This window comes from Rhodococcus sp. P-2 (genome assembly GCF_016598535.1).
GTDB classification, from domain to species: domain Bacteria; phylum Actinomycetota; class Actinomycetes; order Mycobacteriales; family Mycobacteriaceae; genus Rhodococcus_F; species Rhodococcus_F baikonurensis.
Genome location: NZ_CP066779.1, coordinates 5,305,670 through 5,317,880, shown reverse-complemented (window position 1 = coordinate 5,317,880; position 12,211 = coordinate 5,305,670). Strand labels below are relative to the sequence as shown.

General features: G+C 60.5%; 14 protein-coding genes. 4 read left to right on the top strand and 10 right to left on the bottom strand.

What is annotated here, in order from left to right:
* The first annotated feature begins 519 nt into the window (after positions 1–519).
* The gene (locus tag I7X09_RS29620; protein ID WP_267910366.1) at positions 520–654 is read left to right on the top strand and encodes a hypothetical protein; all 135 of its coding nucleotides are present in this window, start codon (positions 520–522) and stop codon (positions 652–654) included.
* Here I7X09_RS29620 and I7X09_RS24710 read toward each other — a convergent pair whose 3' ends face one another.
* From I7X09_RS24710 to I7X09_RS24675, 8 genes are all read right to left on the bottom strand, one after another.
* The gene (locus tag I7X09_RS24710; protein WP_200314136.1) at positions 655–996 is read right to left on the bottom strand and encodes a hypothetical protein; all 342 of its coding nucleotides are present in this window, start codon (positions 994–996) and stop codon (positions 655–657) included.
* Positions 997–1,031: 35 nt separating this feature from the next.
* Positions 1,032–1,712: a hypothetical protein gene (locus I7X09_RS24705; RefSeq protein ID WP_200314135.1), complete on the bottom strand. Its 681-nt coding sequence runs from the start codon at positions 1,710–1,712 to the stop codon at positions 1,032–1,034.
* Positions 1,713–1,888: 176 nt separating this feature from the next.
* Positions 1,889–2,773: an SCO6745 family protein gene (locus I7X09_RS24700; protein ID WP_200314133.1), complete on the bottom strand. Its 885-nt coding sequence runs from the start codon at positions 2,771–2,773 to the stop codon at positions 1,889–1,891.
* Positions 2,774–2,837: 64 nt separating this feature from the next.
* The gene (locus I7X09_RS24695; protein WP_200314131.1) at positions 2,838–3,698 is read right to left on the bottom strand and encodes an ABC transporter permease; all 861 of its coding nucleotides are present in this window, start codon (positions 3,696–3,698) and stop codon (positions 2,838–2,840) included.
* Positions 3,695–4,741, bottom strand: coding sequence for an ABC transporter permease (locus I7X09_RS24690; protein ID WP_200314129.1), 1,047 nt, complete (start codon positions 4,739–4,741; stop codon positions 3,695–3,697). The genes I7X09_RS24695 and I7X09_RS24690 overlap by 4 nt, the downstream gene beginning before the upstream one ends.
* Positions 4,738–6,264 (bottom strand): ABC transporter substrate-binding protein, encoded by a 1,527-nt coding sequence (locus tag I7X09_RS24685; RefSeq protein ID WP_200314127.1) that lies wholly within the window; start codon positions 6,262–6,264, stop codon positions 4,738–4,740. Before I7X09_RS24685 ends, I7X09_RS24690 begins: the two co-directional genes overlap by 4 nt.
* Before the next feature lie 134 nt (positions 6,265–6,398).
* Positions 6,399–7,373: an oligopeptide/dipeptide ABC transporter ATP-binding protein gene (locus tag I7X09_RS24680; protein ID WP_200314125.1), complete on the bottom strand. Its 975-nt coding sequence runs from the start codon at positions 7,371–7,373 to the stop codon at positions 6,399–6,401.
* On the bottom strand, positions 7,373–8,284 hold the full coding sequence (locus I7X09_RS24675) for an ABC transporter ATP-binding protein (RefSeq protein ID WP_234036703.1): 912 nt from the start codon (positions 8,282–8,284) through the stop codon (positions 7,373–7,375). Before I7X09_RS24675 ends, I7X09_RS24680 begins: the two co-directional genes overlap by 1 nt.
* A gap of 275 nt (positions 8,285–8,559) precedes the next feature.
* Between I7X09_RS24675 and I7X09_RS24670 the strand changes: the two genes are divergently transcribed.
* Positions 8,560–9,117 carry a QsdR family transcriptional regulator gene (locus tag I7X09_RS24670; RefSeq protein ID WP_095970040.1) on the top strand — a complete coding sequence of 186 codons (558 nt, stop codon included), beginning with the start codon at positions 8,560–8,562 and terminating at the stop codon, positions 9,115–9,117.
* Between the two features lie 83 nt (positions 9,118–9,200).
* Here the strand turns inward: I7X09_RS24670 and I7X09_RS24665 are convergent, their stop codons facing one another.
* Positions 9,201–10,022 (bottom strand): class II glutamine amidotransferase, encoded by an 822-nt coding sequence (locus tag I7X09_RS24665; protein WP_200314122.1) that lies wholly within the window; start codon positions 10,020–10,022, stop codon positions 9,201–9,203.
* Between the two features lie 21 nt (positions 10,023–10,043).
* Positions 10,044–10,487, bottom strand: a complete 444-nt coding sequence (locus I7X09_RS24660; protein WP_200314120.1) for a DUF7144 family membrane protein — start codon at positions 10,485–10,487, stop codon at positions 10,044–10,046.
* A gap of 354 nt (positions 10,488–10,841) precedes the next feature.
* Here I7X09_RS24660 and I7X09_RS24655 point away from each other — a divergent pair, with 354 nt between their 5' ends.
* Together I7X09_RS24655 and I7X09_RS24650 are read left to right on the top strand one after the other, a co-directional pair.
* Positions 10,842–11,579, top strand: coding sequence for a hypothetical protein (locus I7X09_RS24655; protein ID WP_200314118.1), 738 nt, complete (start codon positions 10,842–10,844; stop codon positions 11,577–11,579).
* Positions 11,576–12,190, top strand: coding sequence for a class F sortase (locus tag I7X09_RS24650; protein ID WP_234036702.1), 615 nt, complete (start codon positions 11,576–11,578; stop codon positions 12,188–12,190). The genes I7X09_RS24655 and I7X09_RS24650 overlap by 4 nt, the downstream gene beginning before the upstream one ends.
* Positions 12,191–12,211: the final 21 nt, after the last annotated feature.

Below are 12,211 nucleotides of genomic sequence, written 5' to 3'. Positions count from 1 at the left end.
ATCTCCGCCCATAGTTTCCCTGAGCTGCGAGGCGAGCACCGTAAATATGGACAGCAACAGCGAGCATCAGTGCACCGCATGCGATCAACATCGGTTGATCCCTTCTTTGATGTTCGGTGACGGTATCGCCCTTCCTCGCATTTCGAGCTGTAATCGCTTTCTGCTCCTGGGCGTTTTTTCGTTCCTGGCATGATCTCTTCGTATGACGGGGATTCGGATCGCGTGGGTTGTATTGGCGGTCGCCACAGGGATTCTGGGATCCGCGACGGCACAGGGCCGCTGTATGAGATCACCAATTGCGAAATAGGTCTCGGCCCACTCAGTTCGGCAGATTGTTACCGCTCGATTCACGACTACTTCGGACGAGATCTCTTCTTGGTGCTCGCATTGCCGGTGGCTCTGTGCGTCATTCCAGCCGTTATCCCGCGACCATTCGTGTCCTGGATCGTCTCGGCGACAATGCTTTGTGCTGCAGTGCTGGGTTTCTTTACGGCTTTCGGCTCTGATATGCCGTCCCTGATGTCGATGGTGGGAAGCCTCCCTGCGGCAGTGCTGGCATTGGCACTTGCGGCGGTGCATCAGGCGATCGCTCTGCGCAACGGCGCCATTGTCAGGGCTCGCGGTGGGGTCCGCGATCTGCGATCGGGTGGGTGATCAGTCGGGGCTGAAGAACAGTTCCATCGACATCCAGAACCACGCCACCATTGCCGCGACCGGAAGAAACGCGAGAACCAATGGCAATGCAAATTGCCGACCGGTGCGGCTAGGAATAGTCATGAGTCCGAGCAAGACGAAGACGGCGGCAGGCGCCGCCCAACTTATCCAGTAGGTGAGTGGTGGCGGGTTGGGGCCGAACGAAGTGAATGAACGGTTCGGATACAGCTGCGGCTGCGGGACATCAGCGAAGTGTTGCCACAGGAGTACCAATGGCAGGTAGCCGAACAGCCCCAGCAGGACGCCAACGACGAGTCCAGCGAAGATTCGTTCGCCCCTCATCGCGATGCACCCGTCCGAATCACACGTCCCACTGCCTATGCGACTTCTGGTAAGTCACGAGGCTGAGTCCGGAGAGCCCACGCTCGTGCCGCAACGAGCGTCGTGGCCAATACGAGTACCACCAGTAGTACGACCGCGATCCATGTAGGAGCGGCGGTGGAGAAGCCCAGCTTCCATGCAGTTCCGACACCCACGGCCGTCGCGACCAATGCCCCGACCGGGAGCATCGCCGCGACCGCTCGCGTCGTGCGAGCAGTCAGTCGATCTCCGGCAGCGCGAAGCACTCCGAACACGGCGGCGACCGACAGACCATAGGCCACGAGACCGCTGACGGCGTAGACCGCGAGCGGGGACCATCCGATGTCAACCGACCCGGTGAATGCCATGCTGATCACGACCAACAGAGGCGTCAACCCAAGAGTGACTCCTGCGAGGCCTGCCACCGCAGTTCGTACCACTCGGTTGTCTTGGCCTGCCGACATTCGCACGCCCGCGAGTCGGAGTACGAACCCGGTCATCGCGCCCAGAACAGCGCCGGTCAGTGCAGCCCGAATCGGCCAGGCCCAGTGCGATTCGCCTCCAACGCTCGAGATTGTCGTGCCGCCAGAAAAGAGTGTGATCGTGGCCGGTACTTGTGACGAACCCTGTGTCAGCGCTGTAGCGATCAAGGCAACGGCAGCACCGAACAAAGAAAACCCGAGTGCCTGTTTCCACATCTAGCCATCTTGACCCATCCCGCGGGAGAATTCGGCACAACGGCAGTCTCATTCGGATGACGACCCGCTGTGCAGGTTCGGGCTCACCCCACTTTCGGCGATCAAACAGTGAACGGGCTGGCGGTGATGCCCTCGTCGTATCACCACCAGCCACGTTCGACACTCACCGCCTGCAGTCACGCACGCAATCGGCGCCGCGCTGCCAGAGCGGCCGGGAATCCGAGATCTGCATCGATCACTTCACCGGAAAGACGTTCAGAGATTTCGATGAGTCGACTGCATCCGGTTTCACCGATCGCCTCGTACGGATACGACCCCAGCACATCGGTCTGATGCTCAACCCTCTGCCGACGATCGCGGCCCAGCTCGTTCAGGTGAAGCTCATCACCGTCTTCGAGCCACCCGCGCGCTCGCACACTTTCGACGCCCTCCGCCCACTGATCGTTGTCCCACGCGCGGCTCATTTGCAGAGCAGCAGCTGGAACATCACCGGTCGCGGCGTGGACTACCAACGCTTCGAGACCGTTGAGTCCTTCGGTGTGAAGAAGTGCGACATGAGAATCTCCGCGAAACTCCCGGAGCAAGGATTGGGCATGCCACAACACGAGATGAGGCTCTTCAGGCCACGGCAATGACGCGTGTCCACCGAACAGGGGTCGCCCTTGTGGTCTGTTGCATGCGCGTTCCGCAGCTCGACGCGCGAGTTCGGCAGCTTCTCGTACCTCCTCGCCGTCGACATGCTCGCCCCATGCCTTGCGCAGCGAACGGTCGACAGCGTCGAGTCGAGCGGCGAGGATCTGTTCGGGGGTGGCGATGGTCCAGGCTTCCGGCAGTACCGCGTGTACCAGTGCCGGATTGAAGTTGAAGAAGGTAGCGATGGTGACTTCTGCTGCTACAGCACCCATGGGTGCGGACCGCGAAGCGAAGTACCCCATCCGAGGATGTGTAAAACCCAGAGCGGCATATGCTTCCGCGCCGTAGGGGGTGAAGTAGATCATGCCGTGTATCGGTTCGGCTCCACGGAAGACGCGGCGCGCGGTGTCTGGTGCGATCGGGGTCATCGGTAATCCTTCATATGGGTGATGTGGTGGTCGAGAATCAGGCTGGGTAGGGGATCTTCGTGAGCTATCTCCCTCTGACATACATGCGGTCTCGGACGGCATCACCCACTCGGTAGACGGCCAAGACGACCAGTGAAATCAGAATGCCGGAGGGGAGAATCTGTTGTGGCGCGCTCAAGATATGCAAGTACGCATCTGACAAGTCGCCGCCCCAACTCGGAGTGGGCGGCTGTATCCCCAACCCGAGGAACGAGAGGGCGGCCTGCGCGAGAAAGGTCAGACCGGTGAGCACAGTCACCTGAACGACAACCGGACCCATGGCGTGTGGAAGGAGATGACGCAAAAGCACTACGTGCGGTGGACATCCCGAGAGTCGCGCGCTCAGGACGAAGTCTCGGTTCCTCGTTTCGCTGACCCCGGCAGCCAGAATTCGTGCAATCGTGGGTGCGTAGACGACTCCGAGGGCGGACATCGACGTAATCAGGCTCGGCCCCAGAACGCCCGTAATTGCCACTGCAAGAACCAAACCGGGGAATGCCAGCAATGCGTCTGCCACCCGGAGGAGCGACGCACCGATCCAGCGTGGCCAGTATCCGGCGATCAGTCCCCACGGAATGCCTAAGAGCAGACTGACAGCGACCGCAATTGCAACGCCGAAGAAAGCAGAGCGTCCTCCCCAGATCAGCCGGCTGAGCACGTCGCGGCCGAAGCCGTCAGTGCCCAGTAGGTGTTGTGCACTCGGGCCGGCGAACGTGTTGGTCAGGTTCTGATCGGTCGGACTGTACGGAGCCACGAACGAGGCCAAGGCGGACGCCGCGATGAGTGTTCCCAGAAAGCCGTAGCTGATCCACAGGCCGGGCGTCAGTCGGCGGAGAGGCGGTTTGGAACGGGTCTCGCCTGCAGTGGTCACCACGAGTTGGCTCACGAGATCGTTCCCTTCCTCAATTGCGGGCTGATCATGTTGTTGACGATGTCGACCAGGATGTTCACGAGAAGCACGATCACGACGAACAGCAACACGATGCCTTGAAGCATCGGATAGTCCCGCGTGTCGATTGCAATGACCAGAGCGCTGCCGAGGCCCGGCAGCACGAAGATCTGCTCGAGGATGACCGTGGCACCCAACATCGCCACGGCGAGCAATCCGTAGACAGTGACAATGGTGGGGACGATGTTTCGTAACGCATAGCGCCACACGATTTTCCGCTCGTCGATGCCCATCGCGCGCGCGGTTCGCACGTAGTCACCGGAGAGTGTCTCGATCATTGCGGCCCTGGTCTGCCGGACCGCGATCGATGCTGCGCCGGCGGCAAGCGCCGTTGCTGGTAGGACGAGGTGGCTCAGGTTGGCGATCACATCGTCCCCGAGTGGCACCCAGCCGAGCACCGGAAGTACTCCCAGCCCGAGGGCGAAGACGTCGACCAGCACGATAGCGAGGAAGAAGTCCGGCACCGCGAGTCCGATCCCAGAAATCGTGCGGGTCAGGCCATCGCTGCGTCGACCCTGACGCGTCGCGGTCCACACTCCGAGAGGTATGGCCACGACGGCGGACAGTAAGAGAGCGAGAACAACGAGTTCCGCGCTCGCCGGCAGACGGGCAAAGATCTGAGGTCCGACGGGGGCGCTGTTCTGCAGCGAGGTTCCCAGATCTCCGTGCAGCGCCGACACCACCCAGTTCCAGTACTGGACCAGCAGCGGTTGATTCAATCCAAGGCGCTCGTTGAGTGCAGCGATCGATTCGTCGCTACCGTTCGGACCGAGTAGTGCCTCGGCTGGACCGCCTGGAATGATCCGGACGAGGGCAAAGGTTAAGAAACTGGCGATAACCGCCGTGGGAATCATCTGCGCGAACCTGACGGCGATCATCCGCACGTAAGGATTGACGGGCGATCGGTGAGGTTTTCGAGTCGGAATGCTCTCAGCCTCCGGAGTCACAGCATTCTCGTGCGATACGACGGTCGCCGTCATGACTTCGAGAGGTAGGTGAGATTGGGCGATCCGTTCAGTGCTGGAACCGCGCCGTGGACGTTCTTCGTGTAGGCGACCACGTCGGGAGTGAAGTACAACGGTACGTACTCGGCCGACTTGATCACGACTTGATTGATTCGTTTGACGATGTCGAGCTGAGCGGATTCGTCATATGTGTTGTTCAACAATGCGATCAGCTTCTCCAACTCTTCGTTGGGGACGGAATTCTGCCGGAAGTACGACCGCGAACCCAGTGAGGCTTCGAAGTTGAGAGGTGCGGATGCTCGCGTGGGCCATCCCACGCTGAAGACGTCTGCACTGTTGTGTGCCACGAACTCTGTAATCGCCTGTGGTCCACTCATTTCGACGAAGTCGACCTTGATGCCGACTTTCTCCCATTGTTCTCCCACAAGGACGGCGTTGGTTGAGTACGGCGGTAGATTGCCGGCCAATCCGCGCACGGTGACCCCGTTCGGGTACCCGGCCTCGGTCAGCAGCGATTTCGCCTTTTCCGGGTCGTACGGCCACGCATCTTCAGTCTCCTCGTCGTAGAACTGCGAGCCGGGAGGATATTGCCCGAAAGCCGCAGTTCCTTCCGAACTGTCCAGCGCAGCTCGCGCAATTGCCTTGCGGTCGAGCGCATATTGCATCGCCAGACGAACCCGGACATCGTTGACCACGGGGTTCTTGTTGTTGATCACGACGAGCGCAACTCCGAGTCTCGGGTCGTGACTGACGTTCAGGTTGGGGTTGCGTTCGAGGATCGGAGCACTCGACGGTGTGAGCCCGTAGGCAAAATCCGCAGCGTTCGATGTCAGGGCATTGGTCAGCGCTGTGGGGTTGGAGATCACCTGGATCTGGATCTTGGCAAGCTGGGGGCTGGGTGGACCTGCCGGTTTGTAGTCATCGAATCGACTGAATATGTATGAACTGTTCGGGACTGCGCTGGTGAATGTGTACGGCCCGGCGCCTACAGGCTTGTTGGCGAAGTCTGCTCCTGCTACTGCCAGGGCAGTAGGGGAGACGACCATTCCCAGTCTGCCGTTGAGCCATCCTGGTAAGCCGGAGGTCGGTGAGCTCAACGAGATCGTTACCCGATCAGGGGACTTTGCTTCGATGCTCTTGATCGTCGGGACGGAAACGATTCCGAGACTCAAGCAATGTTCCATGCTGGCTTTGACTGCTGCTGCATCGAGAGTTGTACCGTCGTGGAAGGTCAATCCGTTCTGCAACGTCATCTCGAACGTGAGGTTGTCCGGCCCGGAGAATCCCCACTCGGTCGCGATTCCCGGCCGTAGTTTCTGAGTGGCAGGTTCGGCATCGATCAGTGGTGCGTACATCAACTGCAAGTAGTCGATGTCGTATCCGATATTTCCCGCGCATGGGTCGAGTGAGGCAGGAACGTGCGATGTCGCGACCTTGAGTTCGGCGTTCGGATCGACAGGTCCGGTGCCGCCTGCGGCACCGGTGGCGCTGCTCGAACAGCCGCTGAGCACGAGGGCAGAAAGTGCGAATGCGGCCATCAGCACGCGTGGGTGGCTTTTTTCGCGAGTGTGGAAGAGTGTCATGGGATTTCGAGGTTGCGAAGACAAGCGTGGATTCATATGGCGACTTTCGATTCGGTCTTGTCGGAATGGGAGTCTGGCGCGCCACTCACTTACTGCGGCGGGTTCGAGATTCCGGTTGATGCAACCGGGGAGGACAGATGGCACGCGGTGCGGTGCGCGGAATTCGAGGTCGGGTGAAGCAGTGGCGACTCCAACGCGCAGCGATCCATCGCAAACGGGCAGCGCGTGCGGAATCGGCAACCCGACGGTGGATTTCGCGGATCGGGTAGCTCTCCGCGCACCAGTGCCTTTCGACGACTGCGCCGTTCGAGGTCGATATGCGGAGCCGCTGCCAGAAGGGCCTGCGTGTAGGGGTGCGATGGAGTCCTCCAGACCGTGGCAACCGGTCCGATCTCGACGATTCGGCCGAGGTACATGACTGCGACGCGATCGGCGATCCGTGCTACCGAACCCAGATCGTGCGAAATGAAGATGTAGGTGAGGTCGTGCTCCTCTCGCAGATCGGCAAGAAGGCGCAGCACCTCTTCCTGCAGTGAAACATCGAGGGATGCAACAGGTTCGTCGCAGAGAATGAGTGGCGCCTGGGAAGCAAGTGCGCGCGCGATGGTCACGCGCTGGCGTTGGCCGCCGGAGAGCTGTGTCGGGAGGCGCTCGGCAAGATCGGCTCCGAGACCGACCCGTCGCAACAGCTCGACAGCTCTGGGCCGCAACGACTGTGGGATGCGGATGCGGCCTGGTGCCATTGGTTCGGCCACGCAAGCCCATGAGCTCATCCGAGTGTTCAAAGCCGACGTGGGATTCTGGAAAATGAGGTGGGACGTTCCGCCCTTGCCGAAGGCCGGGATGCCGAGATTCATCGTGATGGAGCCAGCGGCCGTACCCACCAGGCCGGCCAGAGCGTGAGCCGTCGAGGACTTTCCCGACCCTGATTCACCGATGATCGCAAGGGTTTCACCCCGCTGCACGGAGAAGCTGACGTCATCGACCGCTCGAAGAGCTTTGCGTCCGCGTCCGTACTCGACGGAAAGATTCCGGACATCGACGATGATGTCGGTATTGCTCATCAACTCACCAGTCCGATCAACTCGAGGTCGGAACTGCGGTGACATCTCGTCGCCGATTCCGACGATCCGATCAGAAGTGGATGATCTGATACGCATCGCTCCTCGGCGTAGTCGCACCGGGCGAGGTATCGGCAACCCTCGCTGTGTGAAGCGGCTTGGGTGGTGAAATCTCCTCGCGCCTGGTGTATCGGGGAGGAGATGTTTTCGAATGTCGAGCGTGCTGCTTCGAGAAGGCTGAACGTGTAAGGATGCGCGGGTCGGCGAAGTAGTGCGTCCCGCGGCGCGACGTCGACGATCTCGCCACGAAACATGGTGATGACTCGATCCGCGACCTCGGCGACAACGCCGAGGTCGTGACTGATCAACAAGACGGCAAGATCGCGTTGTTCGGCCAGTTCTCGAAGGAGGTCGACGATCTGAGCTTGGATGGTCACATCGAGCGCTGTCGTCGGTTCGTCCGCAATCAGCAACTTCGGACCGCAGGCCAGGGCCATGGCGATCATCACCCGTTGGCACATCCCACCGGAAAGCTCGTACCCGTACGCTTTCAAGGTTCTGCTCGGGTTGGCCAGTCCGACCTGGTGAAGTAGATCTTTTGCGATACCCTTCGCGTCGACCTTCGTGATGTCACGGTGGGCCTTCAAGACATCGACGATCTGGCGGCCGATGGTGACGGAGGGGTTGAGGGCCGAACTCGGGTCCTGAAACACCATACTGACGTCGCGACCGCGTATCTTCCTCAACTCGGCGGCGGGCAGGCCGACAAGTTCCTGATCCTCGAAGCGGACGCTTCCGCTGATCGTTGCCGTTCGGGGCAGGAGGCCGAGCAGAGCGAGTCCGGTCAGTGTCTTGCCGCTCCCGCTCTCGCCCACGAGGCCGGTGACTTCGCCGGCCCCCAACTCGAAGCTCACTCGATCGAGGAGTCTGTTCGAAATCGTCTCCGTCCCAATGTCAACCGTGAGGCCTCGGACTTGCAGTAGTGGGCTCATCGTCGAGTCGTCCACGTGTGATCGTTCATCGCATTCCTCCGTAAACAACTCAATTGTTGTGACTGGAATCACGTACCGGGGAACCATAAACACTGACCTGCAACAAAGTCAATGAATGTTGCAGCGATAGTCGTTGGTGACCCCTGCTGATCGCCTCCGGCTACCGACCAGCATGTCGTCAGCGATACATTCACTCCATGGCCGAGACACGTGACATCCGCGCGGAAGCGTTGAGCGCTGCCCGTCGGCAGTTCGCAGCGGGAAAACCGCTCGATGTGAACGCTTTGGCTACCGAGTTGGGCGTGGATCGGACCACGTTGTTTCGGCGCGCAGGGAATCGCGACACGATAACCGGTGACGTGCTCGATTCCCTGGCGCGTCGAACGTGGCGAATGGGCCTGGAGGAGTGTGGCGGAAGCGGAGCGTCAAAGGTCGTCGACGTCCTGACTTACCACGCGCGGGCGACGATCGAGACCGAATTCTTCCGGGAGTATCTCACTCGCGAACCGCAAAAGGCGTTGTGCATACTCACAACGGGGTTGGGGCCGGTTCAGGGGACGATGGTCGAATCCGTGCGGCGGCTGATCGAAGCCGAAATACCGGAGCAGATTCGACCCGATCTGCCTGTTGAGGACATGGCCTATCTGCTGGTTCGCGTGGGGGAGTCGTTCATCTACAACGATCTGCTCACCGGTGGCACTCCGGATGCGGAGAAGGCTCGCCAGGCGTTTCGGCTCATCCTCTCGGGAGACTAGTTTTCCGGGTTTTCCGTTAGTCGAGCGTCGTGAAAGCGCTTCGAGGGCAGGCTATTTCGCAGCTATGTCCGCGTCTGGCGACATCACGCTGGGGGGATCGGCGCGAAGTGCCGCATCTCGTCCCGTCCGGGCCGGATGACGCCTGCGGCGGATTCGGGAACCTCGTTCCAGGCGCCGGGAAGGTCGCGCAGAGGCTCGGATACGACGATTCGGGTCTCCTCACTCAGATGGTGCAGGGCATCCACCTCAGGATGGAGCTTGCGCAACGTGGAGATCTCGGTGGAGAAGAACAGTGACCTCGACCGGTTCTCGCTCGAATAGCGAAAGATCCAGGTGGAGGTGCCATTCGACGTGGCAACGGTCATCTGGACCGGATTGTCGATTCCCTGCGAGCGAGCCGTGTGCTCGACAAATCCGACTGCCCTCGCGACACCTTCGAACGGATCGTCGGTCAGGCCGAACGTCAGCGCGAGGAAGAACAAGGTTTCCGAGTCCGTCGATCCTTCGAGATCCGGGAAGAGCGACGGATCAACTGCGGTCACCAATTCCCTTTTCATGTCGTGGAATCCGCGTAGTGAACCGTTGTGCATCCACATCCAATTGCCGTGCCGAAATGGGTGGCAGTTGCTGCGCTGCACCGCAGTTCCCGTCGAGGCGCGGACGTGGGCGAACAGAAGTGGAGTGCGAAGTTGAGAGGTGACCTCGCGCAGGTTCGAGTCGTTCCATGCCGGTTCGATGCTCTTGAACAATGCAGGTTGGGGCCCTTCCCCGTACCAACCGATTCCGAAGCCGTCACCATTCGTCGTCGTTGCCCCGAGTTGAGAATGCAGGCTCTGGTCGATCAGCGAGTGCTGTGGCCGGAACAGCAAGTCATGGGCCAGTATCGGCTCTCCCGAATACGCCATCCACCTACACATGCTTTCAACTCAAACAGATCGAGTCGGCGTTGACGGTGCATGCGCAGCGGCGTGCGTCGTTTGGGCGGGCTTCCATGTCGACACAGCCCAGATCACGACGATGTTCAGCGCGATGATGAGAGTCGACCACCAGGGGTAATACGGCAGCCACAAGAAGTTCGCGATGATCGAGATGGCACAGATCACGACCGCCGATACCCGCGCCCACGCCGTTCCGGTGAACAGTGCGAGACCGACGAGAGCGACGAGCGCGCCCAGCACGAGATGGATCCACCCCCACGTCGTCAGGTCGAATTGATAGACGTAGTCGATCCCGACCACGAACACTTCGTTTTCGGCGACGGCAGCGAGACCTTGGAAGAACTGCACGATACCGACTGTCACCAGGATGACTGCTGCCCCGATCGATGTTCCTACCGCGAATCCTTGCTTGACTGACGTTGTATCCGACATGACGGTTTCCCTTGATTCGGTGGGGCGACTGATTCGGTGGGGCGACCGGACACGTGCCCGGCACGCTGTACCGATGGTTGTTCCACCTGGTGACCGTCTCGAAACGACAATGCCTGCCCGCTTCGGTGAGAAATCAGAGTGTTCTGCGCCTGCGTGCGGGCGAAATGTAACTTCTGGGCACTGTTGATGCGATGTACCCCTTGCCGGAATGTGTGTGCGGAGGAATTGCTCGTTACCGAGGTTCACAGAAAACGAGAAAATTTCGGCGCTAAATGTGACCTATTTGTCCAGCTGTACTGGTATTTTGGCTGAATTGACCGGAAGCCGCGGTCCGCGGAAAAGAGTAGCGAGAGAATGACAATCTTCGGTAGGCGTTCCGCGGTCGTCACCGCGACGGCCTTCGTTCTGGCGACTGTTGTGTCGACGGCGCTCCCCGCGGTGGGATCGGCGGACCCCGTCGCGCTCACCCACCGATGCAATTCGGAAATCAACGACAACTCGATGTCACTCGATCCGGCAGTGATCGACGGCTGGTACGACATCTCGACTGGTTCGCCCGGAACGAAGATCACCTCGATCGAAGCGTGGCGGACCGTACCGGGAGATGTTCTCGAGTTTCGCGCGTCGGTGACGATCAGAGCGCACGGTAGTCCAGTCCGAGGGACCCTTCGGATCGACGGCGCCGGCTTGACCGGAGATCAGGATTTGCTCTCCAGAATGACGTTGACTCAAGATCTTGGTCGCTCAGGATCCACGGTCACCGATGCCGACGACGGCTCGGTCATTCCAGTTCGCGCCAAGCTCGCATTCGACGTCACAACTCCTGGACAAGTGGCACAGAACCAGACAGTCAACCTCTCGGCAGTCAAGATCGTCTTGGCAGGCGACACCACCGAACCAGGAGGTGAATGCCCCGGCCCCGGCCCCGGTGGGAATGGAGGCGGCGGAAATGGAGGCGGTGGAAGCGGTGGCGGAAACGGCAGCGGTGACAACGGTTCCGGTGGGGATTCCGGTGACGCCCTTCCCGGCCGTGACGTCGGAAACCGAGTACCGATTTCCCAGGTCCCGTCCGGCCCGACTTCTCGCCAGTGACAGCGGCACCTCGATCCACGGTCCGTCGAACATGGGCCGCTGCAGTAGTGGTGGCCACGCTCCTGACCGGGGGATGTTCTGACGACGGTGAATCGCCGACCCGTGTCCTCGCGACCGGCCAACAAGATCTGCCGCCCGAGGTTCGCGCTGCGGTCGACGGTCCGGATGTCCCGACCACGCTTCGTATAGTCGACAGCACGGCTGACATTCTGTCGATCAAGACGACGACGGACGGCTCGCTCATTCCTCCCGAGGATGTCAGTGAGATCGGGTGGTGGGCGGACTCGGCCTTTCCAGGCTCCGGCGCGGGCACCGTGGTGATCACCGGACACATCAACGACATCTATCAAGGTGACGGATTCGGAAAGAAGTTCTCGACACTGGAAATCGGCTCGATCGTGACCGTGACTGGCACCGGGGGACAGACCTGGAACTACCGTATCGATGCGGTCGATCACTACGGCAAGAACGGCGAGCTGCCGGTCGAGCGATTGAACAGCCTCGACGGACCGGAAACCCTCGCGCTGATCACCTGTGGTGGCGAGTTCGTCGGCCCACCCTTCGGTTACGAGGACAACGACGTTGCGTGGGGAACTCCGGTGCCTGCATAGGCGAAAACCGGACGTCGGATC